The sequence below is a fragment of the Oceanobacter antarcticus genome, from assembly GCF_044962685.1.
Lineage (GTDB): Bacteria > Pseudomonadota > Gammaproteobacteria > Pseudomonadales > Oceanobacteraceae > Oceanobacter > Oceanobacter antarcticus.
The window spans coordinates 45168-68664 of sequence record NZ_JBBKTX010000018.1; the positions used below are offsets into that span (position 1 = coordinate 45168).

The 23497-nt window shown below is 52.5% G+C and carries 22 protein-coding genes; 8 read left to right on the forward strand and 14 right to left on the reverse strand.

Features of this window, described 5'->3' with window-relative positions:
- Positions 1 to 46: 46 nt before the first annotated feature.
- Positions 47 to 1024 carry a metal ABC transporter solute-binding protein, Zn/Mn family gene (locus tag WG929_RS14570; RefSeq protein WP_416206647.1) on the forward strand — a complete coding sequence of 326 codons (978 nt, stop codon included), beginning with the start codon at positions 47 to 49 and terminating at the stop codon, positions 1022 to 1024.
- Between the two features lie 125 nt (positions 1025 to 1149).
- Positions 1150 to 2553 carry a bifunctional UDP-N-acetylglucosamine diphosphorylase/glucosamine-1-phosphate N-acetyltransferase GlmU gene (gene glmU / locus WG929_RS14575; protein ID WP_416206648.1) on the forward strand — a complete coding sequence of 468 codons (1404 nt, stop codon included), beginning with the start codon at positions 1150 to 1152 and terminating at the stop codon, positions 2551 to 2553.
- Between the two features lie 91 nt (positions 2554 to 2644).
- Here the strand turns inward: glmU and WG929_RS14580 are convergent, their stop codons facing one another.
- Complete coding sequence (locus WG929_RS14580) at positions 2645 to 3991, reverse strand: TolC family outer membrane protein (protein WP_416206649.1); 1347 nt, start codon at positions 3989 to 3991, stop codon at positions 2645 to 2647.
- A gap of 154 nt (positions 3992 to 4145) precedes the next feature.
- On the opposite strand from WG929_RS14580, the gene WG929_RS14585 reads away from it, so the two are divergent.
- The 5 genes from WG929_RS14585 to parE all read left to right on the forward strand — a co-directional run bounded on the left by WG929_RS14585 (position 4146) and on the right by parE (position 8792).
- Complete coding sequence (locus WG929_RS14585; RefSeq protein ID WP_416206650.1) at positions 4146 to 4649, forward strand: NUDIX domain-containing protein; 504 nt, start codon at positions 4146 to 4148, stop codon at positions 4647 to 4649.
- A 158-nt stretch (positions 4650 to 4807) separates the two neighbouring features.
- Positions 4808 to 5293 (forward strand): DUF1249 domain-containing protein, encoded by a 486-nt coding sequence (locus WG929_RS14590; RefSeq protein ID WP_416206651.1) that lies wholly within the window; start codon positions 4808 to 4810, stop codon positions 5291 to 5293.
- 47 nt (positions 5294 to 5340) lie between these two features.
- Positions 5341 to 6147 (forward strand): 3',5'-cyclic-AMP phosphodiesterase, encoded by an 807-nt coding sequence (gene cpdA, locus WG929_RS14595; protein ID WP_416206652.1) that lies wholly within the window; start codon positions 5341 to 5343, stop codon positions 6145 to 6147.
- Positions 6148 to 6167: 20 nt separating this feature from the next.
- Complete coding sequence (locus WG929_RS14600; protein ID WP_416206653.1) at positions 6168 to 6776, forward strand: YqiA/YcfP family alpha/beta fold hydrolase; 609 nt, start codon at positions 6168 to 6170, stop codon at positions 6774 to 6776.
- Positions 6777 to 6857: 81 nt separating this feature from the next.
- On the forward strand, positions 6858 to 8792 hold the full coding sequence (gene parE / locus WG929_RS14605) for a DNA topoisomerase IV subunit B (protein ID WP_416206654.1): 1935 nt from the start codon (positions 6858 to 6860) through the stop codon (positions 8790 to 8792).
- Position 8793: 1 nt separating this feature from the next.
- On the opposite strand, the gene WG929_RS14610 is transcribed toward parE, so the two are convergent.
- The 13 genes from WG929_RS14610 to WG929_RS14670 all read right to left on the reverse strand — a co-directional run bounded on the left by WG929_RS14610 (position 8794) and on the right by WG929_RS14670 (position 20746).
- The gene (locus tag WG929_RS14610) at positions 8794 to 9231 is read right to left on the reverse strand and encodes an Rrf2 family transcriptional regulator (protein WP_416206655.1); all 438 of its coding nucleotides are present in this window, start codon (positions 9229 to 9231) and stop codon (positions 8794 to 8796) included.
- A 309-nt stretch (positions 9232 to 9540) separates the two neighbouring features.
- Positions 9541 to 10344 (reverse strand): AgmX/PglI C-terminal domain-containing protein, encoded by an 804-nt coding sequence (locus tag WG929_RS14615; protein WP_416206656.1) that lies wholly within the window; start codon positions 10342 to 10344, stop codon positions 9541 to 9543.
- A gap of 122 nt (positions 10345 to 10466) precedes the next feature.
- A complete protein-coding gene (locus WG929_RS14620; RefSeq protein WP_369856288.1) occupies positions 10467 to 10973 on the reverse strand; it encodes an ExbD/TolR family protein in 507 nt (168 codons plus the stop codon).
- Entirely contained in the window at positions 10970 to 11488 is a 519-nt protein-coding gene (locus WG929_RS14625; RefSeq protein WP_369856289.1) for an ExbD/TolR family protein, read from the reverse strand. The genes WG929_RS14620 and WG929_RS14625 overlap by 4 nt, the downstream gene beginning before the upstream one ends.
- A 13-nt stretch (positions 11489 to 11501) precedes the next feature.
- On the reverse strand, positions 11502 to 12152 hold the full coding sequence (locus tag WG929_RS14630; protein ID WP_369856290.1) for a MotA/TolQ/ExbB proton channel family protein: 651 nt from the start codon (positions 12150 to 12152) through the stop codon (positions 11502 to 11504).
- A gap of 161 nt (positions 12153 to 12313) precedes the next feature.
- Positions 12314 to 12610 carry a hypothetical protein gene (locus WG929_RS14635; RefSeq protein WP_416206657.1) on the reverse strand — a complete coding sequence of 99 codons (297 nt, stop codon included), beginning with the start codon at positions 12608 to 12610 and terminating at the stop codon, positions 12314 to 12316.
- The gene (locus WG929_RS14640) at positions 12610 to 13362 is read right to left on the reverse strand and encodes a tetratricopeptide repeat protein (RefSeq protein ID WP_416206658.1); all 753 of its coding nucleotides are present in this window, start codon (positions 13360 to 13362) and stop codon (positions 12610 to 12612) included. Before WG929_RS14640 ends, WG929_RS14635 begins: the two co-directional genes overlap by 1 nt.
- Complete coding sequence (locus tag WG929_RS14645; protein ID WP_416206690.1) at positions 13343 to 16174, reverse strand: tetratricopeptide repeat protein; 2832 nt, start codon at positions 16172 to 16174, stop codon at positions 13343 to 13345. The genes WG929_RS14640 and WG929_RS14645 overlap by 20 nt, the downstream gene beginning before the upstream one ends.
- Positions 16167 to 18101, reverse strand: a complete 1935-nt coding sequence (locus WG929_RS14650) for a tetratricopeptide repeat protein (RefSeq protein WP_416206659.1) — start codon at positions 18099 to 18101, stop codon at positions 16167 to 16169. The genes WG929_RS14645 and WG929_RS14650 overlap by 8 nt, the downstream gene beginning before the upstream one ends.
- Positions 18102 to 18104: 3 nt before the next feature.
- On the reverse strand, positions 18105 to 18611 hold the full coding sequence (locus tag WG929_RS14655) for a hypothetical protein (protein ID WP_416206660.1): 507 nt from the start codon (positions 18609 to 18611) through the stop codon (positions 18105 to 18107).
- A gap of 10 nt (positions 18612 to 18621) precedes the next feature.
- Complete coding sequence (locus WG929_RS14660; RefSeq protein WP_416206661.1) at positions 18622 to 19140, reverse strand: redoxin domain-containing protein; 519 nt, start codon at positions 19138 to 19140, stop codon at positions 18622 to 18624.
- A complete protein-coding gene (locus WG929_RS14665) occupies positions 19110 to 20087 on the reverse strand; it encodes a hypothetical protein (protein ID WP_416206662.1) in 978 nt (325 codons plus the stop codon). Before WG929_RS14665 ends, WG929_RS14660 begins: the two co-directional genes overlap by 31 nt.
- Entirely contained in the window at positions 20069 to 20746 is a 678-nt protein-coding gene (locus tag WG929_RS14670) for a hypothetical protein (RefSeq protein WP_416206663.1), read from the reverse strand. Before WG929_RS14670 ends, WG929_RS14665 begins: the two co-directional genes overlap by 19 nt.
- Positions 20747 to 21560: 814 nt before the next feature.
- Between WG929_RS14670 and WG929_RS14675 the strand changes: the two genes are divergently transcribed.
- A complete protein-coding gene (locus tag WG929_RS14675; protein ID WP_416206664.1) occupies positions 21561 to 23459 on the forward strand; it encodes a putative bifunctional diguanylate cyclase/phosphodiesterase in 1899 nt (632 codons plus the stop codon).
- Positions 23460 to 23497: the final 38 nt, after the last annotated feature.

Below are 23497 nucleotides of genomic sequence, written 5' to 3' on the forward strand. Positions count from 1 at the left end.
CTTAGGTTATAATGTTGCAATTTTACGAAAGACTGAACGAGACACAATGAAGAAAGTGATATTTTTGCTGTTATTGGTACTTCTGGGTGCCACTACGCCAGCGTTTGCTGATACCGACATGACCAGCTCATCCGGGCAAACCGCCAAACCGGCGCCGATGGTACTGGCCAGTGTGCATCCGTTGGCGCTGGTCGCCGCCTCGGTGATTCCGGCTGAGCGGCTGCGGGTACTGGTGCCACCCGGCATGACACCGCACGATTTTGCCCTGCGTCCTTCCGACATCGATCTAATCCAGAGCGCCGATATTATTCTCTGGGCCGGGCCGGTGACCGAGCCGTACCTGAAAGGTTTTGCCACTCGCTGGCCCGACAAGATGTGGATTAATGTTGCCGAGCTGGGCCAGCAGAGTCCGATTCAGGATCCACACTGGTGGCTGTCGCCCGACATCATGAAGCAGGCTCAGCAGCAGTTGGCGCAGCGGGTGGGTCGTGATCCTGCGGTGTTTGCCAACGCGGTGGATCTGGCGGTAGCGGCGGCGCGGCAATTACTGCAGCCGGTGCAGCAGCGAGGCTTTTTTGTCTTTCACCGCGCCTACGACCACTGGGTCGCCGCCATGGGTCTGAATCAGGTGGGTTCCTTTACTCTCAGTCCAGAACAAAAGCCAGGCATCCGCACACTGCAGACCATGCGTTCACAGTTATTGAGCGGCGAAGTGGTGTGTGTCTTCAGTGAGCCGGAGTTTTCACCGGCACTGGTGGATCGGATTGTTGAGGGGATTAACGTTGGTCGCGGTGAGCTGGATCCGATGGCGTTGCAAATTGATATTACCAGTGATGCCTATCCGGCGTTGATTGCTGATATGGCCCAGCGCGCCAAAGCCTGCCTGGAAGCCGTAGCGGTGAATGCTGCTGGCTTAACGCCGGACACCGACCTCGACAAGGCGTCACTGATCTTGCAAGAGCAGGATGACAGTATCGATTTGCCACTTCGCAGCCATACCCATGAAGCCGGCCACAGCCATTAACGAACAGCCATTAACAGCTCGGCCAGTATAATCTAGCGAAGCGGGACACCCAGGCTGGCTGCAAGATGCCAGCCTGTTAGAATGACGCTCAATTCAGGCAGCTATCCGGTAAGCGAGCACCCTTCATGTCTCAGCCATCTCCTTCCTTCGATCTCCCGTTAGCGATTATCACTCTGGCCGCAGGCAAAGGTTCGCGGATGCGCTCCGACTTGCCCAAAGTGCTGCACACGCTGGCTGGCAAACCCATGCTGCAACACGTGCTGGACAGCGCCAGTCAGCTCGCCGGTGCTCGTCAGTATGTGGTTATTGGTCACGGTGCCGAACAGGTGCAAGCGGCCATTGCGCAGGACGTTTGCTGGGCCATACAGCAACAACAACAAGGGACTGGCCACGCGGTTGCCCAAGCACTGCCGGAGGTGCCGGACGATGCGCTGGTGCTGGTGTTATACGGTGACGTCCCCTTGATCACCCCCGCAACGTTGTCGGCGCTACTGCAACAAACCCATGCCTCCAAAGGACAGGAAGGCGGCTTGGCATTACTGACAATTGAGCTGGTTGATGCCACTGGGTATGGCCGTATTGTGCGCGACGAAAGCGGCAACATTCAGGCCATCGTGGAGCATAAAGACGCAACCCCGGAACAGCGCGCTATTGGTGAAGTGAACACCGGCATTCTGGCGGTGTCAGCCAGTCATCTGCGACGCTGGTTGCCGTTGTTGTCGGCCAACAATGTGCAGGGCGAATATTACCTGACCGATATTGTGGCGCTGGCCGTGGCAGAAGGTATTGCGGTGCGGGCAATCCATCCACAGCATGAGCACGAGGTTCAGGGGGTGAATGACCGACTGCAATTGGCCGGACTGGAACGGGTGTTTCAACGGCAGCAGGCGGATAATCTGCTGCGACTCGGAGTCGCATTGGCAGATCCAGCCCGGCTGGATATTCGTGGTTCACTGACGGTGGGGCACGATGTGGCGATTGATGTAGGCTGTATCTTTGAAGGTGATGTCATCCTGGGCGATGGGGTGACGATTGGTCCTTACTGTGTGATACGCAACAGCCAGCTGGCAGCAGCAACACGAGTTGAAGCCTATTGCCATATTGATGAAGCCGCCGTGGCGCAAGCCTGTGTGGTTGGCCCTTATGCCCGCTTGCGGCCAGGGGCAGATCTCGCTAATGGCGCAAGGGTCGGTAATTTCTGCGAAGTAAAAAAAGCCCACATCGGGGCTGGCTCGAAGGTGAATCACCTCAGCTATATTGGTGATGCCGAGGTTGGTACCAACGTCAATATTGGCGCTGGCACCATCACTTGTAACTACGATGGCGTGAACAAGGCATTAACCCGTATTGGTGACAACGCCTTTATTGGTTCCAACTCGGCGCTGGTGGCGCCGGTTGCTATTGGAGCCAATGTCACCATCGGCGCGGGATCTGTGATTGTCAGCCCGGTTGCTGATCACCAACTGGCGATTGCGCGCGGCAAGCAACGAAATATCGATGGCTGGCAGCGGCCGGTGAAAAAGTGCTGAAAGCACTGAACTGATGGAAATCAGACTACTGATACTGATCCGTGTAGGCGTAGGGCGGGCTTTATTCCCCGCCCACCTTGCCTTGCGCTGTTTAGGCCTTCAGCCAGCTGTTCAACACATCAATATCCTGTTCACTCAGGGTTCCGGCGTAAAACTTCAGATTGAGCAAATTAATGATGTAGTCATAACGGGCATTGGCGTAATCACGTTGGGCACTGAACAGGTTTTTCTGTGCGTTCAGTACCTCGACGATGTTACGGGTGCCGACCTGATAGCCGGTTTCAGTGGCTTTCAGGGCACTTTGTGCCGAGGTGATGACTTGCTTGCGGGCGTTGATGTTCTGGACGCTGGTTTGCAATTGGCGGAACAGGCTGCGGATGTTCTGTTTTACGCCGCGACGCTGTTGTTCCAGTTGGTAGTCGGCGGTAGCCAGGTTGCTGGCGGACTGTTTACTCTGCGCGTACAGGGAACCACCGCTAAACAATGGCATGGAAACCGTCAGGCCAATGGTGCTGACCGTTGAATCGGTCGGGTCAGGTGTATAGGTTGGTGCACTGTCACCAGTAGTATAGCTGGCGCTGAGATTGACGGTTGGCAGCCGATTGGAGCGGGTTGCATTGCGCTGCAGACGTACGCCCTCTTTCTGTGCGATCGCCATGCGAATACCGGCGTATTTCTCCAGACCTGATTCGACCCAGGAGGAGACATCCGCAGGAGCAGGCATCTGCATTTTGACATCGCTCTGCAAGCTGGCAATGTCGTCGTAACGTTGGCCAGTCAGGACTTCCAGAGCTTCATAGCTGACGTCCAGGGCCGCCTGCAGGCTCAGCAGGTTGACGGCAGACAGGTCGTAGCTGGCCTGTGCTTCATGAACGTCGGTAATGGCAATCAGGCCGACATCAAAACGCTGGCGGGTTTGTTCCAGTGAGCGCTTGACCGCACGCTCTTCGGCCTTGCCGGTTTCAAGGTTGTCGGCCGCCCGCAGGATATCAAAATAGGCTTGGGCAGTACGTACCAGCAGTTGTTGCTCCGCCAGTTGCAGCTGGGATTCGTAGCTGCTGTCCACGGTTTTGGCTGCCTGATAGGTATACCAGCTGTTGAGGTTAAACAGTGTTTGGGAAGCAGTCAGTTGTAGCGAACCAAGCTCATAATCGGCTTTGTTGGTCGATACTGAATAGTCGTTATTCTGGATAATATTCACGATGCTGGCACCATCGGCTTCAACATCATAGTGCGTGTAGCTGTAGGACGCCTGGGCTTGAGGCAAAATAGCACCGCGAGCAATCATCACGTTATAGCTATTTGCTTCCCGCGTTGCTCTGGCGGCGGCAATTTCCGCGTCGTTGCTGGCCGCCTGGCGGTAAATGGTGCTAAGGTCACTCGCTGTAGCGACACTGGATGCCAGTACCAGGGCTGAGATGGAAAGCAGTTTTTTCATGGCAAAACCTTTGCTGAATCCTGGAAAGTAGACTGCCAACGAGTTTATCAGAAAAAAACCAGTGGCCCGTGGTGGCATTGTGCATGCGTTCAGAACAGTGCGTGCCTGTGGCTAATCACAAATATTCTTGTCCAGTAATATAGTCAGGTCAAGCATGGATTACGCAGATACAACGCCAGGTCATGAAGATTGGGTGCTCACGCGCAAGGATGTGGCTTATCAGGGCTTCTTTCGTATCGAACGCCTGTGGCTGCGTCACAAGACCTTTGCGGGTGGCTGGACTGACACTTTTTGCCGTGAGTTGTTCGAGCGCGGAGAAGTGGTGTGCGTGCTGTTGTATGACCCCAAACAGGATTTACTGGTATTAACCGAACAGTTTCGGGTTGGTGCCCTCGCTGATGATCAGACCCCCTGGTTGACTGAGCTGGTAGCAGGGATGATCGAACCCGGAGAGTCGGTGGAGCAGGTGGCTGCTCGCGAGGCGATGGAAGAGGCTGGTTGTCAGTTTTACCAGCTGCTGCCGATTTATCGTTACTGGTCTTCTCCTGGGGGCAGCAGTGAACGGGTTCATCTCTATATTGTGGGTTACTGGATAGCCATGGCGTTGGCGGTATTCATGGATTGCCAGACGAGCATGAAGATATCCGCTTGTGCCTGATGAGTTTTGAAGCCGCCTGGCAGGCGTTTGACACAGGTAAAATTAACAATGCAGCCACTATTATTGCGCTGCAGTGGATGAAAATTCATCACAGTGAATTACGCCAGTGCTGAGCGACTGCTGCAGTGCTGATTCATTGTGCAACCTTGATTGTGATTATGAGCAACCGCACACGACAACGTTATGTTCCTGACCTGTCTGTCTTATCCTCTCTTGGACAGGCCAACTATGCACGTCTGCAAAAACTGGTGCCAGATCACACTGTTGGTGTACAACATACGTACAGCATGAGTAATGGCTCGCAACCCGCGCTCAGAATATCCGTTAAAATTGAGGCAAGTCACCGATACACCACTATGCTGAAAGTTGCCCAGTTTGATGAAACGGCAAATTGGCTGGCTCCGCCGGTTATGAGTGTGCGCATGTACCACGATGTGCGCCTCGCGGAAGTGATTGGGTTTCAGAACGAGCGTGTCCGTGAAGGACGCTACGACTATCCGAATGACAGGATGCGTTTGCCGGATGAAAAAACCCAGTTAAATCGCTTTTTGGCTGACTGGCTGGAACATTGTATTAAATTCGGACATATTGATCAGGAAGTCGTATTGAGTCCTGGCAGGCATTCGCCAGCTGACGGCGTATAAGGACATTTCCGGCTGGCAGGTAGCCTGGTATTTGATGGGAGTGGCGTTTGGTCTTTTTTGATAGAGCATCAACCTTCCGGTTGATCCAGATTACAGATACCCATCTGAGCGCGACGAAGGATGGACACTTGCTGGGCATGAATACGCTGGACAGCTTGCGTTGTGTGCTGGATATCATTCGTGCTGATCATCAGGATATGGATGCCCTGCTGGTGACCGGTGACCTTTCCCAGGATGGGAGCAGTGAGTCTTACCGTTATTTGAAAGCTGAACTGGAGCCTTTTGCTGTCCCCAGTTTCTGGATTCCCGGCAATCACGATGACCTGGACAGTATGGCGGCAGTGACTGACGGCACCGGCCTGCAGGATCGAATATTGCGTACCCCTCATTGGCAGGTGGTGATGCTTGACAGCCGCGTTGCGGGCAAGGTGCACGGTGAATTATCTGACACGGAGCTCGCCCGGCTCGAATCCGCGCTGTCCGAAGCCCCCGAATTGCACACGCTTGTGTGTTTCCATCACCATCCGGTTTCCATGCAGTGTCGCTGGATTGATACTATCGGCCTCCGTAATTCAGCTGAACTGATGTCTGTTGTCTCCCGGTTTGCTAATGTACGGGGTCTGCTTTGGGGCCACGTACATCAGCAGAGCGATCAGATGGTCGGCGACTTACGCCTGCTGTCGACGCCTTCAACCTGTGTTCAGTTTGCCCCCAATACTGTTGAATTCACCATTGATCGGCTCAGTCCCGGATTCCGTTGGCTGGATTTGTTGCCGGACGGCCAGATCGAAACTGATATCAAGCGGGTTGAGCATATTGAATTTGAAGTCGATTATTCCGTTAAGGGATACTGATTTAAGGAACCTTCCTGATAGTGACTCACCTCGACGGCCTCGGCTGCTTGTATTTGCATGGATTTCTCAGCTCTCCCCAGTCGCTCAAGGCGCAGGAAACCTTGGCCTATTTCCGTCGGCAAGGGCTGGAGTCGGCGTTGCGTCTACCAGAATTACCCTTTGCTCCGGCTGATGCCATTACGCTGGCAGCAGATCAATTACAACAATTACAGCAGCGTTATGAGCGTGTATGTGTCATTGGCAGCTCGCTCGGGGGCTTTTATGCGACCTGGCTGGCTGAGACCTATCGGGTTCCGGCCGTGCTGGTTAATCCTGCGGTTCAGCCACATAAACTGTTCCGTCATTATGTTGGTCCTAACCGGCACTATTATTCTGGCCAGTCATTTGAGCTGACGGATATACACCTGGATCAATTGGCTGCATTGGATGTTACTGTCGTCGCCCGCCCGGAAGATCTGCTGGTACTGCTGCAAACGGCGGATGAGACGCTGGATTATCGTCATGCTGCGCAACTGTATCGTCATTGTCCTGGCTGGAGCCAGGCTGGTGGAACGCATAGCTTTGAAGGCTATGGCCAGTTTTTGCCACGCATCATGGCATTTGTTGCCAGCCGCCAGCTATTTCACTGACGAGAGCGCGCATCATCAGGATGCTGTTGGCCCGGTGGCTGGGTATACTCCGTGCCTGCCGTACCGTTAACAGAGGTCATCATGTCCGACATCCGCAAAGCACCTGGTCAATACACAGCAGCGTCAATTGAAGTTCTTAGTGGGCTTGACCCGGTGCGCAAACGTCCGGGGATGTATACGGATACAACACGTCCCAACCACCTTGCTCAGGAGGTGATTGATAACTCGGTAGATGAGGCCCTGGCTGGCCATGCTTCCCGTATCGAGGTCACGCTGCATGCGGATGGCTCCATGACCGTGCTGGATGATGGCCGTGGTATGCCAACAGATATACATCCAGAGCATGGCGTCTCTGGCGTCGAGCTGATTCTTAGCCAGCTGCATGCGGGTGGCAAATTTTCTAACGACAGTTACCAGTTTTCTGGCGGTTTGCACGGCGTTGGGGTGTCTGTTGTCAACGCTTTGTCCAAGGCGCTGGAGGTGACCATATGGCGTGATGGCCAGGTGCACCGTATCGGTTTCAAGGATGGCTACAAGGTTGCCGACCTGCAGATTATTGATAGTTGTGGCAAGAAAAAAACCGGCAGCAGTGTACGGTTTTTGCCGGATGAATCGTATTTTGATAGCCCGCGCTTTTCTGTGGTTCGCCTGAAACACGTGTTGCGTGCCAAAGCGGTGCTGTGTCCGGGGCTGCGGATTGTTTTTGTTGCGCCTGACAGCGCGGATAGTGATGAATGGTATTACGAAGACGGCCTCAAGGATTACCTGGTCAATGCCGCCAGTGGTTATGACGTCGTGCCGGCTACGCCATTTACCGGCTCGATGTCCGGGTCGAGTGAAGGTGTGGATTGGGCGGTGCACTGGTTACCGGATGGTGGTGAGTTGTTGCAGGAGAGCTACGTTAACCTGATTCCTACAGCCCAAGGTGGGACGCATGTGAATGGTTTCCGATCCGGATTGCTGGATGCGTTGCGGGAGTTTTGTGAGTTTCGCAATTTGCTGCCGAGGGGTATCAAGCTGACACCGGATGACCTCTGGGAGCGATGCGCTTACGTCGTCTCCGCCAAACTTTCCGATCCCCAGTTCGCTGGCCAGACAAAAGAACGTCTGTCGTCACGGGAGGCATCGGCCTTTATTTCCGGCATTGTAAAAGATGCTTTTGCGCTGTGGCTGAATGATCATATTTCTGCGGCAGAACAACTTGCTGAACTGGCGATCAGCAGCGCCCAGACCCGCTTGCGCAAATCGAAAAAAGTGGCCCGCAAGAAAATCACCCAGGGGCCAGCGTTGCCTGGAAAGCTGGCAGATTGTACCGGCCAGGATGGTGAGCGGACGGAATTGTTCCTGGTCGAGGGAGACTCGGCTGGTGGCTCTGCCAAACAGGCGCGTGATCGCGAGTTTCAGGCGATCATGCCGCTGCGGGGCAAGATCCTCAACACCTGGGAAGTCGATTCGGATCAGATTCTGGCGTCGCAGGAAGTCCACCATATTGCGATTGCCCTGGGTATTGATCCCGGCTCGGATGATCTCTCCGGATTGCGTTACGGCAAGGTGTGTATTCTTGCCGATGCGGATTCGGATGGCTTGCATATCGCCACCTTGTTGTGCGCGCTGTTTCTCCGCCACTTCCCGGCGCTGGTGGCAAACGGTCACGTGTATGTTGCCATGCCGCCCCTGTATCGGATCGATATCGGCAAGGATGTTTATTATGCACTGGACGAGGCTGAGCGCAGTGGGATTGTTGAACGGATCGAAGCGGAGAAAAAGCGTGGCAAAATTAACGTGCAGCGCTTCAAGGGGTTGGGCGAGATGAATCCGATGCAGTTGCGTGAAACCACCATGGATCCAGATACTCGCCGCCTGGTGCAACTGGTACTGGAAGCTGACGATCCGGGGTCTGACATCCAGCAAACTTCGGAAACGCTGGAGTTGATGGATATGCTGCTGGCCAAGAAACGTTCAGGGGATCGGAAGTTATGGCTTGAGCGGCGAGGTAATGAGGCTGAACTGGCTTGAATCAGCTGGCGTGCTCTGGCAGTGGGACGAGCAACCAGCGAATATCTTGCTGGCTGATATCTTCCAGGCAGTACTGCTCTAACACCTGTATGAAGGCCGCCGCTGCATCGGCCAGAACGCCTTGTAAGCGGCAGTGACCTGTCATCGGACAGTCAATGCCGCCACAATCAATAGGATCCAGCTGGAGTTCCAGCTCCCTGACAATATCGGCAATACTTAATTGTCGGGCAGTCGCTGCCAGCGTAATGCCACCCATCTTGCCTCTTGTGCTGTGTATCCAGCCAAGCCCAGCCAGCTTTTGGCTGACCTTGTTGACGTGGTTATGATTCATGTTAAATCGATGCGCCAAGACGGAGAGCGATACTTTTTCATTCGCCGGTGTTTGGCATAAATACACCAAAATACGAAGGCCGTAGTCAGTAAATCGGGTTAACTGCATAGTATAACGTCAATATTCAGCACATTTACTGCAATATACCGCGTGTTCACCGGGTGTAAACACAAGGATATCAGTAAAAAGGCATTTCATGACTTCAGATACCGATAATTGAGCTGCTTTCGTCTCTGGGGTAGATGTGCCATGGCGGGATAGACAGAGCTGACCCGTTTAAGTTGTCCAGTCAGGGTTTTGGAGGGGTGAGGGAGCTGCTGGACGTTAGCCATGGTTTGCCGTGCTGTTGTCATAATCTCCGTAAAAAATAAGGGCTGCTAATGCAGCCCTTATTCTTATGCTTCAATCAGTATCAGGTTACGGTACAAAGTTGATGGGGAACTCAACACTGGCCGTATCCACTTCTGGACGATCTTTGAATCGCATGCGACGACATTGTGACAGCAAACGCTTGTGAAGATCATCATCGTTCAGCTCACTACGGCCAATCTCGCAAGACTCAACCGCACCGGTTGGCGCAATCTTCAAAGCCAGTACCACTGTGCCTGCCAGAGTCGGATTTTTCTGTTGGGCACGGCGATAGGCATTGAAGAAGCTTTGCTTGCTGGTTTCGAACACCAGACGCATTTCTTCCTGAGTCCGTTTGGTGCTGGCTTCCTCAGTCTTGCGAATTTCTTCGCTGGAGACCTCGACGGCCGTAGTCGCACGTTCACCCAATTGCTCGCCACTCGTGGCTGCTGTCAGGGTTGACTCATCAATACCGCTCAAGGCTACAACGGCATTTGGATCCACAACACTGCCAGCACCGACCGAGGCTTTGCCACTATTGCTCAGTGCCGCACTGTTGGTATCCAGCTTGACGTTCGGGATCGCTGCAGCCAAGGCTGCCAACGAGTTCAGAGCGTCTGCCCCCAAAGCTTCCTTGACCTTATCCTGAGCTTTTTTACGCTCTTCCGGCTTCGCTTCTATCTTGGGTTTTGGTTTCGGCTTCGGCTTTTCTTCAGGTTTGGGAACTTCCGGCTTGGGCTCCTCTTTTTTCTCTTCCTTTGGCGGAGGCGGAGGCGGCGGAGGCGGAACCGGTTTTTTTTGCTCCAGCAGCTTGGCCAAGGCGGGCGGAATTTTTTCCAACTCACTCCGATCCGGCTCGGGTACATCAATCATCGGGATCAAAGCTCCCAAGATTGCAGTTAGCAACAGGGCCCCAATCAGGATAGGGATGTAACGCCTTTCACCTGTATCAACCCAGGGCAAAACAGGGACATGTCGATTTATGAGTGCTTCGCTCATGGCGTACCTCCCTCATCGACTTTGTTAACCGCCAGTGAAATGTTGCTGAACGTCGCTTTTGAACAGGTGTTCATCACTTTCTTCAGCAGCTGGTAGGGGGTGTCTTTATCGCCGACGATGGTAATAAAACGACCCAACTCCAGCATTTCCGGCGACAGTGGCGAGCGCTCAGCCATGTATTGCAGTTCGGTAAGAAGCGCATCAATGGTTTCGCCTTCTGTCGCTTCAGCCTGTGGTATGCCTATAACAGCACGACCCTGAACCAGAATTTCCTGCTTGTTGACCATCACGACCAGATTTTCTTCCGGCATGTTTTCGGCAATCGAAGCGGGCAACTCAATCTGTTCACTGTCTTCAACTTTCACATCGTTCTGGTTAACCATAAGGAAAAACACCAGGATGGTGAAAATATCCATCAATGCGGTCAGGTTCAGTGTGCTGCCACCTTTGTTGCGCTTGTGGCTACGAGCCATGCGCTTGGCGCGGCGGGACGTTTTTTTCATGGAGTCACCTCCGTTGCGGTCGCCAGGTCAGGTGCTGCTCCGAGAGAAATATCCGGAAACAGGGCTGCATCAACCACTGACGTCACAACAACGGCAGGGTATATACGAACCGTATCCATCACTGATACCAGAGTCTGGTAATCAATACCTGGCTCTGGGAGCAGATTGATGTCGGTTTTCTCAGCAAATACAGGATCTTTTTTGATCTCTTGCAGGATGGTCGACAGTCCTTCGAAGTCGTAGCTTTCGCCTTCCTTCGGGAACGTCGCGTGCACCACCGTTTGCAACAGATAGCTATGAGAAACTTGTATGCTGTCTGAGCGGATGATGACCTCGAGCGTCACATCTTTTGGGTCTACAACACTAGGCTGATCGCCCGCCGGCAACTTGAGATCGATTACGGACAGCTGTGAGAACACCATGTTCATCAGCAGTACTGGTACCAGTACGATCATCAGGTTCATAAAAGATGTAACGTTGAGCTCCGCCTGTTCTTGATTGCGTTGGCGTCTCATTGGAAATTACATCTCACTTGTTGCCGGGAGTGGATTGGCCTTGCTTGCGCTCGGTAATGATGTTCAAAAACTTCACTCCGGCCATTTCAATGCTGTCGACAATCTCATTGGTTTTGGTCTGCAGATAAGTATGCAGCAACAACAGCGGAATCGCTGCCATCAAACCAAAAGCCGTGGTGTTCATAGCAACCGAAATACTTTGCGACAGCAGGGTGGCTTTTTCTGCTGGTGCGGCGTTGGCAACAGCGGTAAAGGCAGCAATCAGACCCATAATGGTTCCAAGCAGCCCCATCAGGGTGGCAATGTTCGCCAAAGTGGCGACGTACTGGGTGCGTTTTTCAAGCTGGGGGACCGCTTCCATCAGGCCTTCTTCAAGAGCGTATTCAATTTCTTCACGACGCTGGCTGCCTGGAATACGGGCAATGGCGGCAGAGAAAATATCGCCCAGTTTGGTGCTGGATTCGTTGGCATAGTTCAGGGCTGCGCGCATATCACGGCTTTCCAGCATTGGCAGGATTTCGTCAAAAGCCTTGCGGTTACTCGACTTTTCCTTGGTCAGGTAGAGCAAACGCTCCAGCGCAATGGCAATACCCACAGCCATGATTATGGCAATCGGGTACATAAATACGCCGCCTTCTTGAAAAAAACGTACGATGGAATCCATAGAATTTCCCCCAGATTTATTACGTGGTAGATAGTATTTTACTGTTAGCTTTCAAGCTGTTGTTGGTATTCAACAGCAGGAAAATTGCATTTAATCGACAACCGGCCATGCAGATACAGCTAATTTCACTGATTTGCCAGCCTTCGCGATCCTTGTGTGAACTAATTCGCTTTCCTTTCCGTTGCCTGATTTCCGAAACCGTCTCTGAAACGTTTGGCATATTCAACTTCTAGCTGAAATTGTTTCGGTTGCAGCGGCTCGAAGCGTTTTTCCTCATAGCCATTGATAGGTTCGAACGGTATTTCCACGTCGGGTGGGCTTTTCCATGAAGTAATTGTCATGATGCCGGCGTCTTCCGTACTGCCAAGGATGGATATCCCTTCCAGTTGAATAACATCTGCTGCAATAGCGGTTACCGGAGAAAGCAAGGCCAGCAGTGCGAATAACCATGTTTTCATCAGGAGTCTCCTTCCAAATCTGCAGCAGCTGCAGGCTCTGGGTTGGTCTGCTGGGTTGGCGCTTCACTCGGCTGGCTGGCTGCTTCGGCGGCAGCTTCTTGTGCCTGGGTGTTTTTGATGCGCTTGTCGAGATCCTGTATCCAGATCGACAGTAACGGATCTTCTTTCTTGTTCAGCTGTTGTGCTGTGCGGTATTGGAGCAACGCTTTCCCGTACTGCCTCATATAAAGATCGTACAAAATGCCCAGGTTATAATGCAGATCGGGGTTGGGCGCTGAGCACTGAATGGCTTTGGAGTAGCTTTGTTCTGCCAGGGTAAAATCCCCAAGTTCTCGTGCCACGGGCCCCATGGCCTGAAATGCAGGACAAAATTCGCTATTAAGTACCAAGGCCTGATCAATGCTGGATTTACTGCCTTCAAAATCCCCGGTCTGGTATTGGGATAAACCCAGATTGACCCAGACGCCCGGATAGTCCGGAAAACGCTCAGACATGATGATCCAGTGCTTCAAAGCCTGGTCATAGCGTTTTGATTTGAGCAAAATCAGACCGTGTTTGAACAGCCCCTTGGTTTCTGCATCAAGGTCAGCATCAGCAGAGTCATCCGGCCCGGTTTCTGCTTCTGTCTCTGCAGCTAGTGGTTGTTGCGATTCTTCTGGTTGGTCGGCAGTATCGTCGCTGCCGCTCTTCATCAGCGAGCTACAGCCTGCCAGCGCCATCACCAAGAGAAAACTAGCGAATCTCACTAACATAGCTCAATGCCTTTTCGTCCTTACGGTATTGGGTCGGTGCCAGGTCAGCCATGACATCGAAGCTCTTTTTAATCCACTCATCGTAAATACCGTCGTAGGTACGATTGATGTTTTTCATCTGTACGTCCATCGCGGCCTGTTCAAACGGGTATGCCTGGTCTTCAAGCAGGAACTGGTATTCCTCGAGTTCCAGCTCATCCAGTCCTTTGGGTCGTTCTGAGTCCAAAAGCGCCTTGCTCAGCTGGGTATAGAGTTGACCAATGCGATAGGTCGAGGAGGTGGTAAATTCGAGCACGCCCATCTCGACGGATTGGGTATACAACTCCTGAGCTTCTTGCATGGCCTTGTTCTTGATCGGAATACTCTTGTTGAGTGGCAAGGTCAGCGGCAGACTCTCGTATTTCAATCGTGAAAATTCTGCCAGTTCGTAGGATGCACCCGCAGCCAGGTATTTTGATCGTTCGGTTTGCTTGTCCCCGGCATTGGCATTCAGGGTAATAACCTTGTCGAGCCAGTAGCGGCGCTTGTCTTCGTCCTTTTCACTTCCTTCCATGCCATACAGTTGCTCCAGCTTGTAGTGGGCTTCGATGGCGGGGTCGAAAGGTTCAGAGTAGTTGTTGGCATAGCGCTTGAACATGACGATGGCACTGCCAATGTCACCGGCTTTTTCATAATATTCACCGGATTGGAAGCAGGCGATGCGTTGTTCTTTCTTGTCTTTGGAGGTGCGCCATACATCTGCCAGAGCATTGGCTGCCGTCGCCCATTTTTCCTGCTTTTCATAGGTGAAAATCAGCTTGGTGGGAATATCTTGGCTGAGCTTGTGTTTGGGATATTTACGCTGGAATGCTTTCAGCGCTTTTTCTGCCCCGGCATAGTCCTCTACTTCAAACAGCATGGTGGCGGCATCGTATTCGGCAATGATGGAGTTTTCGCTGCCAGGAGTGACGTCGCCAATACGATTCCAGCTGGCGGCGGCCAACTCGTAGTCACCGGCTTCGCGGGCCTGCTCACCTTGTTTGTAGATAGATGCCGCCAGTTTTTCGCGAATATCCTTACGGGTCTTGCCATCAATCTTGTTGTATTTCAGTGCTTGCTGAAACGCTTCTTCTGCTTCGGTGTAATATCCCAGTTCAAATGCGGAGTGTCCTCGAACCAGTGCAGCACCATAGCGATGTTTGTCTGACAGATTATCCTGAATACCCCAGGCCATGCGGGAAACGGACAGCGCTTCTTCATGGTTTTTGTCCGCCAGGAACAGCTCGGAAGTACTTACCAGAACCTTGCCACGCTCTTCATGCTCGGGGAAGGTATTGATAAAGCGCATGGAGTTTTCAGCACTTTGCTGACGCCATTCTGCGGCTTCATCTTCGTTGGTTGGTTTGTATTTGCTATAAGCCAATACCGTTGCATAGGCAGCCTCCGAGGCTCGCGGATGATCGGGGTATTGATAAGCTACGATTTCGTAATGATCACGGGCTTGCTTGTAGTTGCCGAGTTCGTAGGCGATCTCTGCCAGCAAGAAATGCGCTTCAGCGGCATCGGCGGCATCCGGGACACTGCGTAAATAAATGTCGTACCACTTCGCCGCTTCGGCATAACGCGCTGCTTTTTCTGCACTGTCTTTGGTCTGTTGTGCCCAGCCATGATTAAACTTGGCTAAATCCATAATATAGCCAGCGAGGGGTTCGCGAATGGTGGCGTGTACTTCTTCACCATGGTTGGCCCAGTACTCACTGTCGATACCGAAACGGTCTATATAGTCTGCTTCGCTTTGACGTTGCAGTACGGGGTAGCCTGCGGCAGCGTATTGATCAACCATACGCTGGTAATAAACCGGTGCCCGGTCGCTGTCAGGATAACGCTCGACATAGGCAGCCAGCGTCGATGCGCCACTCTGATAGTATTTTTGCTCGTAGTAGAAGTCAGCCAGGCGGTCGTAAATCAGGTATTCGTAGTGGCGACGACCATAGAGATCAAAGAATTCGCCGATCTCTTCCCATTCACCACGGTAACTGAAAGCGACCGCCATGGTGTAAACGCTGTCCTTGAGGATTTCAAGGTTGGCACCACTGGCGTTATCAATCGCACTCTGGGTTGGATAGTCTTCGTCGATCAGCCGAGCAAACGCCAGCAGGCTGTCATCGTAACGGCTTTGTTTAAACAGCGACCAACCCAGCATGTAGCCAGCATTGCTATAGTATTTATTGCCAATACGACCATGTTTTACCAGGCGCTGGAACGATTGTTCTGCCGCAACATAGTCGCTCATGGCATAACGCAGTTCACCAAGGCGGAATTCGGCATCGAGATAATAGAGGGAGTCCGGGTGGCGTTCGACCAGCTGTTCAAGAACCCTGGCGGTTTCTTCCGGCTCTGCTGCGATGTTGTAAGCCTTGGCCAGCTGATAGAGGATTTCATCATTGCTGGCGTTGTCTGGATGATCGGCCAGTAATGCTTCGAAATCACGAATGGAGGCGGCAAGCACCTCTGGATCAACGGCTTCTTCTTCATCGGAAGTAAAGCTGTCGCCGGTCCAGGCTGCTTCTTGCTCGTTCAGGCGCAGCGCAGCAATACGGCGGGAAGCCAGCATTGCGTATTGGTGGTGATCTGCGACTTCAATGTAAGCCCGATAACGTGCCACGACGTCTTCATTGGTGACAATCAGTGGCTCATTGGAAGGCGCTTTCAGTCCGTAGTATGTGAGATCCGATATGGTGCCAGCCTGGTGTGGTTGTACCTGGGCGCAGCCAGCAGTTACAAGCAGACAGGACACGACAGAGGACCATATCAGTGAGCGCCGGTCATTCATATTCACCCAGGCCTCCGCTGTTGGTGTTGCGACGCAGCTCGTTGTCGTAAAGTCGGGCAATAGACAGGCGAGTGGTCGCGAGGTAATCCTTGAGTCGGTCTTTCAACATGCCGATATGGCTCTGAGCAACGGTGACAATTTGCTGCTGCTGTTTGGTGTGAAGTGCTGTCAGTGTTTGTTCCAGCTGGCTGAGTTTGCTGGCGGCGGCTTCGATGGTTGCCAGGTGCGCTTCCGAGCGGGCGTAAAAGGTGCCCACCTGTTCCAGTAATCCACTGACATTGGTCAGCTGAGTGTTTACGTCCTGATATTGCTGCTGCAAGAGAAGCTGCTGTTTTTTGAGTGTCCATGCCCTTTGCGGTAAAGACTTGCTCAGTTGCCACTGGGAGATGCCTTGCAGGAGCGCGGCCTGCTCACGGGTATCTTGTTCCATGGGCGTTTCACCACTGGACTCATTGGCAATAGCGACCAGTTTATTCAGCTGCAGTAACTCTGATTCATTGGCAAAACCAAACGCCTGGCGCCGCTGTTCCTGAATGCGCTGGTCGATCAGTGTGATCTGTTGTTGCAGCTGCCTGCTGCTGCTTTCTACTTGCTCCAGTCTGCCGGACTGTACGACCTGCACATAAGCCGCCAGATTGGCGAGCTTTTCAGCCTGTGCGAGAGACAGCTGTTGTTGTTGCCGTTGAACCCAGTCCAGCATGCTGCGAATGTCCAGCAGGCGCTGCTGCTCCTGGATGAAGGCGCTGGTACTGAGCAGTCCTTCAAGGTTACGGCTGGTGGGCGATTCGGTGACGCCCTGAGGGTCAGCACTGAGTATATTGTCAGAGGTTGCCGACTGACGAGTTTCCCAACGCGTTACCCACTGAAGTAAGGTTACCGGATTGTCGAGATTATTGAGTTGCTCAAGTGCCAACGTCATACGGTTTTCTGTGTATTCGTAGACGGGCAGGGAGGGCACCCCACCATTCATTAGTTCGGCAAGGTAGGATGTTGCCATCAATGATTCGAGTGCATGAATGTCCAGCAGGGGGAAGTGCTCCTGCAATACCCGCCAAGGCTGTAAGGCCTGGTCGTATTGCCAGCGCTTTGACAATGCCCAGCCATATTGCAGCAATGCATCGGAGGTGTAGGGACCATCCTTGGATACCAGCCGCAAATAACCAATGGCTTCGTCATAATGCTTGTTGCGTAACTCGTATTTTCCCGCCGTTAAGCGGAAGCGATCATTCAGCGCAGTTTGCTGTTCATTTTCCGGATCATCGACCAGAAAATCGGACACCCACTGCCGCAAGTCGTCAGCAGATATTCCCTGACGCATTTTTGTCAGCATCAGGTTATAACCGGCAAACCGGTACCAGTTGCTATCCTCATCAATCTGACTAAAAGCCTCTTCAGCTTGCTGGGTCTGATCTCGATTAGCGTATGAGGTGGTGGCTATAAAGGCTGCTTCGGCTTCATCTGCCGGGTTCAGCAAAGCGTCGCTGGCCATCGCCTTGCTGACCAGTTGGCCCGCTTGCAACCAGTTACTCCGGTCGGAGGCGTTACGGGCCAGCATGAACCAGGTATTTCCCATTCCTGGTGAATGACTGAGTGACGGATCACGGAGCAATGCACTGGCGTAAGAATCCATGCCCAGGTCTGACAACCCAGCGGGTAATGTATACATGATGTCCATATCGGCGAGCGTTGGTTCTGCGTCACTGTCTGACATGGCAACCAGAGGGTTGCTGGTCAGATAGTGGAAAAAATACACACGCTTGCCCAGCTCGTGATTCAGCACATCGATCGGGGTTTTCAGTACCGGAGCTGTGGCACTTAGCGCAGAAACAAGGCTGTTATCTGACGCCGTAGGCTGCGCTGCACAGGTAGTACTGCTTACCCAAGCGGTAGCCGCTACGGCCAGAGCGAGTAATCCTGACTTTTGCATGACTTACCAAGCCTTCAGAGTAGCAACTGCGCTGCGTTGGGCTGTGTTGTCCGTAATAGAAAGCAAGAGTTTGAGATGATTGCCGTTTTTACGGAAAACCCCCTCATAGACCAGATCACGAACACGCTTGTTTTCGTCACGTCCACGCACGACAACTTTCAACAGGTGATTACCGGGCGCCACTTCAAGGTCGGCCAGCGGTTGGACAGCACCAAACTGAAGGGCCTGGATTTCTTTTTCGGTATAAAGATAGTTAATGGGAGTAATACCATTGCCAGACACTGTGATTGACATGGGGGTAAAGAATTTACCGTTACTGAGTGCCAAATACAGTGACGCCTTGGTACTAATCGGGCTGATCAGTTGCTTTTCGATGGCGGAGAGCTCGCTGCTCAACTCAATCACCGAGCGTTTGGCTGAATCGATTTCAAGCTGAATGTCTTCTGGGGTCGCTGCCACGGCTTGGAAAATACCGAAGAACCATAGCATCCCTGCAACTAAAAACTTCATAACCACCTCATCAACGTTGATGTACTACGCCGTCCCCGGATAACCAGTGACTCAGGGCACGGCGAGTGAATTCCATATTTCTGAAAAGGCTACCTGCGTACAGGTAATCCAGTGTTCCGTCAGGGCTAACCAGCATTACGGCGGGCAATGGGTTGATTTGCCATGCCCTGGTCAGTTTCTGGTTGTATGCCAGTAAAGGCAGACTTGTATGGGGGGCATCCTTGACCAATCGATCATCTGTATCCCATATCACCCAGGTAACCAGGCCGTTTTTGCTGTACTGACGTGCCAGTTGCTCATACTGCTCCAGTGCTTCCTGGCATTGGTGACATGCGCCGACCCAAATTAGCATTACCGGCTTGCCGCGCTGCTCATTCAAGCTTTTTGCGTAGCCGCCCATGACCGGAGGAAGCGCTAACTCGGCCAGCGTGTCTCCAATCGACAGTTTGCTCGAGGCTGTGTCAGCAACGGAAAAACTGGCGATCAGAGCGGCCAGGACTAGTAGTAAAATCCGACTGCTATGCTCCATTGCAGACCTCGGTGCGAACCTTCTTGGTTGAGTACTTCGTCATCGACGTGGTAGTAGCGGGTATCGGTACCAATCCAGTAGTCGCCCATCATCACCTGAAGGGATGTCCCTACGCCGAGGTACATACCATGGCTACTGCCAGTGAACTGTTCACCGATAACGCCATCCACGTTCAACTGCCATGGCAGAAACGTCTCGCCATCAATACTGGTAATACCCTTGAGCAGTGAATAGCCGATCCCGGCGGTAATGACACGGAAGGCTGCATGCTCCTTCAATTCGGTATTACCGTTATCATCCTTGATGGTCTGGTTGCCAAACGAGGTCAGGCCCAAATCGATACTGGCCAGGGCATCCAAACGGTCGGTCAGGTGATAGCGGACGGAGCCGCCAAACAACAGACTGTCGCCATATTCCGCCGACGTTTGCTGACCCAGCGACATGCCAATCAGAGCTTTCTGTTCAGGAATACCATCGGAAAAATCAAATGTGCGGGGGATTGGTTCAAAGATCTCTGCCGTTCGGGGAACCGCAGATACACCAACGAGAGGGAGCAATCCTTGCATCACACTGGCTCCGTCCAGAGCCGAGCTGGTATTGACGGCTACTTCGTCTGCCATATAGCTCTTTTCGGTGCCCATTTGCGCCATTCGGGACAACAGTTTTTCCATCATCGCCGGGTTGTCAAAGGCAGACGATGCCGGAGGCGTTTCCTTTTGAACCATGTGCAACAGCTTTTCGAGCACTTTCGGATCGTTCAGAGCCTCGGCATTGCCCGGAGCCAGTTTGGCGTCAGATTTGGCCTTGTCGGCGACCATACCCAGCAGCTTTTGCAATACGGCAGGGTCGTCAAAGGTCGATGGAGAAGTCTCGGCAGCTGCAATTGACGACGCTGCCAGGAGGAAACCCAGTGCAAGACTGGATCTTTTCAGAAACGAATTTTCCATACTAGGGCCAACGCTCCATGATTTGCACTATTGCCAGACAAGGCTTGCTGGACTTGAACCCGGCCGCCGATACTGACGTTGTAAGCTATATTCCAGTTGATATCGGTTGTGGCTGAAAGCAGCGGCACGGTTGTGTCGTCACCCTCGTCGTCCCAGCGGGTTGAACCGCCTGAACTCTTGCCAACACCAACTCCCAAATATCCATCCCATGACCAGCGACCGTTCTCGGCGAAAGGAAAGCGCTTTCCTGCCTCCAGAGAGTACCAGTCATCATTCGTGTCGGTAGAACGGGTAATGCGTACAGCCGCTGCCTGATCAAACAAAATAAAGTTGGCACCGAGTGTCAGAGCGGTTTCAGAGGTTGCAGCCAGTTCAAACTGGGGATTGTTTTCGTCACTATTGTCACGAAACTGCAATGGCTCCAGACGCTTGATACTTTCTGGCAACGCTTCGAGCGAGTCGATACTGATCCAGCCCTGATACTCTCCAGCCTGTACATACAACCAGTCGAGCTGGCGTTTCAGGGGAATAAGCGCCGTATCAGACGGTATGTCCGTCGAAACAGGGTAGGTATCTGCTGGACCCATTCTTAACTGGATGGGTGCTGCGGTCGCAACAGAAACGAGGCCGACACTCAGTGCCAGAGCCTTGGTCAACATGAGCAGTCTGCCGAGATGGAACATCGGACGCTGCTTTGTTTCTGGATTCGCCTGCATATCGGCACTAGTTCCTTGTGTGAGTTACCAGTATTCGTGGCGGTGGCACAACGGCGGGCAGTATGCTTAGCCAGTTAGTGCTCGTCAACACAGTGTATCAATTATGTTACATCACGTTAATTCAGACACATTTTGTGCACTTCGTCGACCAAAATAAAATTTATGGGCAGATGACGAGGTGGCGAGCCTAGCAGCCTAATTGGACGGTTTTATGTCAGTTGGAATACAAATAGAAGGGGCAGCGGTGATTGTCCGACATGGCGATTCAGAGCAAATTTCCTGACATTTGCTCATTTTATGGCACTGTTGCTGCCCTGAAAGCAGGCATCCGCAGTCGCACCTCAATAATATTAATCCCTGCCATGATCAGAGCTGCTGGTCATTTGCTTGTTATTCAGTAAAGGCCACTGAATATGAGTTGAGGCTGGAATATTGGCGTTGCTGTCTGCTTTTGAGCGACTAAAAGTGATTGTCTGAACGGAATAATTTCACAAAATGTGAATTAATTCCGGTTCGATGGGAGTGCGCTTGCTCTCTCGAATCATCAGAATATAGGTGAATTGTCGGATTGATTGCCGATCCAAAAGCCGCGCTATTTGGTTGAAGCACGGTTAGCAGCAATGGCAATAAGGACAGTTGTGGTCGATAGCCAATCAATCTGAAAAAGTTGTTACATAAATTTACATGAACGGGGATATGATGCGGTAACCAGGTTCCGGGCGGGATCGGTTCATGTGCTTCTGTGGCGGGAAAATGGATGTATTTCACCTCATCGCGTACTGCTGATAATTATGGCTGGCTGGAAAACTACAGCCAGCTGATTTTACTGCTAATGATCGGAATTATCCTGGCTATGCCCTTGATGAGTGGCGCGGGTGTTCGGTATTGGCTGATGTTCTGGGGGCTGACGACAGCGCTGCTAGTAACTTATCGTGCCCGGCTGTTACAGCGTACCCAGAGTCGTTTGCAGCGGCAAAACGAGTTGTTGCAGGCCATTTGTGATGGTCTGCCCGATGGGGTGTTTTTCAAGGATCGTCGCGGGGTGTACTGCTACGTTAATGAACAAATATCGCAAGGAATTGGTCGCGACCCTGTGGGTAAAACAGACTTTGAGCTGTTTGATGCCGATATTGCCCGGCGGCACCAGAGTGTTGATGAGGAAACGATTCACCAGGGTGTCCGTTATCGTAATGAGGAGTGGGTAACGTCGGCAAATGGTGAACGTGTTCTGATGGAAATCAGCAAGTCGCCACTTTTTGACCGTCAGGGGCAATGTCTGGGGGTGCTTGGCGTGAGTCGTGATGTGACCGAGTTACGCAAGATCCAGAACAACCTTGAATTTATTGCTCATCATGATGCCCTCACTGGGTTGGCCAACCGTACCCTGTTGTCGAAAAAATTCGATTATGCGTTACGTCTGGCACGACGACAGGGGGGAAATCTGGCGGTGCTGTTTTTTGATCTCGATCAGTTCAAGGGGATTAATGACACCTTTGGCCATGAGGTCGGGGATCTGCTGTTACAGGACGTTGCCCGTCGTTTCTGCAGTAATCTGAGAGATTCTGATCTGTGCGCCCGTCTTGGCGGCGATGAATTTATTCTTGTGCTACCGGAGTCAGGAACGCGTGCCAGCCTGACCTCCAAGGCTGAACAGCTGTTGTCAGTTATTTCCGAACCGTACCAACTGAATGGTCATCTGCTTTCCCTTAGTAGTAGTGTTGGCATCAGCCAATTTCCTCAAGATGGCGATAATTTTACGATGCTGGTTCGTCATGCCGACGCCGCATTGCACCAAGCCAAACAAAATGGCCGCAATGGATTTTGCTTCTATGAACCGTCGATGCTTGAAACTCTAAACGATCGATCGACCCTGGACCATGATTTGCGTGATGCGGTCAGCCTCAGCCAGCTGGCGATGATGTATCAGCCACAATTTCGTTTTGGTGACAACCAGCCGCGACGGGTCGAGGCACTGATGCGATGGTTGCATCCGCAGCTGGGTAATGTGTCACCGGTGGAATTTATTCCTATCGCAGAAACGACTGGCCAGATTCACAGCATGGGCCAGTGGGCGCTGGAGCAGGCTTGTAAGCAGTTTTTGGCCTGGCGTGAACAGGGGTTATTGCTGGAAAAAATCGCCATTAACGTGTCGGCGATTCAGATCAACGCCGGATTTGCCTCACGGTTGATGGCGTCGCTGGCAGACATGGCATTTGATCCCGCCTGGTTGGAGTTGGAAATTACTGAGACGGCGATGATGAGTGGTATTACGGAAGTCACCCGCCAGATCAGCTTGCTGCGTAATCAGGGGGTCGAATTTTCGATTGATGACTTTGGCACAGGCTATTCATCGTTAAGCAAACTCAAATCCATGCCGGTGACGGTGCTGAAGATAGATCAGTCGTTTGTGCGGGATATCAACGACGATATCAGTGATTATGAGATCGCCCGCGCCATTATTCTGATGGCCAAAAGCCTTGGCTTGACGGTGGTGGCTGAGGGGGTGGAGTCGCGCGCACAAGCTGCGATCCTTCAGCGGCTGGGGTGCGACTGGGGGCAGGGGTTTCTGTTCAGTCCACCCTTAACGGGCGACGATTTTTTGAATCGATACGCCGACAGTGCACTCCGTCGACCCTCCGTGATCGGGATCGAATAACAGCAGAGTGATTGCCCATCCTGCAGGCCTCAGTCACA

Coding starts and splice junctions, on each gene's coding strand:
- WG929_RS14570 (WP_416206647.1), top strand. CDS start 47: ATGAAGAAAGTGATATTTTTGCTGTTATTGGTACTTCTGGGTGCCACT.
- glmU (WP_416206648.1), top strand. CDS start 1,150: ATGTCTCAGCCATCTCCTTCCTTCGATCTCCCGTTAGCGATTATCACT.
- WG929_RS14580 (WP_416206649.1), bottom strand. CDS start 3,991: ATGAAAAAACTGCTTTCCATCTCAGCCCTGGTACTGGCATCCAGTGTC.
- WG929_RS14585 (WP_416206650.1), top strand. CDS start 4,146: ATGGATTACGCAGATACAACGCCAGGTCATGAAGATTGGGTGCTCACG.
- WG929_RS14590 (WP_416206651.1), top strand. CDS start 4,808: ATGAGCAACCGCACACGACAACGTTATGTTCCTGACCTGTCTGTCTTA.
- parE (WP_416206654.1), top strand. CDS start 6,858: ATGTCCGACATCCGCAAAGCACCTGGTCAATACACAGCAGCGTCAATT.
- WG929_RS14610 (WP_416206655.1), bottom strand. CDS start 9,231: ATGCAGTTAACCCGATTTACTGACTACGGCCTTCGTATTTTGGTGTAT.
- WG929_RS14615 (WP_416206656.1), bottom strand. CDS start 10,344: ATGATTGATGTACCCGAGCCGGATCGGAGTGAGTTGGAAAAAATTCCG.
- WG929_RS14620 (WP_369856288.1), bottom strand. CDS start 10,973: ATGAAAAAAACGTCCCGCCGCGCCAAGCGCATGGCTCGTAGCCACAAG.
- WG929_RS14625 (WP_369856289.1), bottom strand. CDS start 11,488: ATGAGACGCCAACGCAATCAAGAACAGGCGGAGCTCAACGTTACATCT.
- WG929_RS14630 (WP_369856290.1), bottom strand. CDS start 12,152: ATGGATTCCATCGTACGTTTTTTTCAAGAAGGCGGCGTATTTATGTAC.
- WG929_RS14635 (WP_416206657.1), bottom strand. CDS start 12,610: ATGAAAACATGGTTATTCGCACTGCTGGCCTTGCTTTCTCCGGTAACC.
- WG929_RS14640 (WP_416206658.1), bottom strand. CDS start 13,362: ATGTTAGTGAGATTCGCTAGTTTTCTCTTGGTGATGGCGCTGGCAGGC.
- WG929_RS14645 (WP_416206690.1), bottom strand. CDS start 16,174: ATGAATGACCGGCGCTCACTGATATGGTCCTCTGTCGTGTCCTGTCTG.
- WG929_RS14650 (WP_416206659.1), bottom strand. CDS start 18,101: ATGCAAAAGTCAGGATTACTCGCTCTGGCCGTAGCGGCTACCGCTTGG.
- WG929_RS14655 (WP_416206660.1), bottom strand. CDS start 18,611: ATGAAGTTTTTAGTTGCAGGGATGCTATGGTTCTTCGGTATTTTCCAA.
- WG929_RS14660 (WP_416206661.1), bottom strand. CDS start 19,140: ATGGAGCATAGCAGTCGGATTTTACTACTAGTCCTGGCCGCTCTGATC.
- WG929_RS14665 (WP_416206662.1), bottom strand. CDS start 20,087: ATGGAAAATTCGTTTCTGAAAAGATCCAGTCTTGCACTGGGTTTCCTC.
- WG929_RS14670 (WP_416206663.1), bottom strand. CDS start 20,746: ATGTTGACCAAGGCTCTGGCACTGAGTGTCGGCCTCGTTTCTGTTGCG.
- WG929_RS14675 (WP_416206664.1), top strand. CDS start 21,561: ATGTATTTCACCTCATCGCGTACTGCTGATAATTATGGCTGGCTGGAA.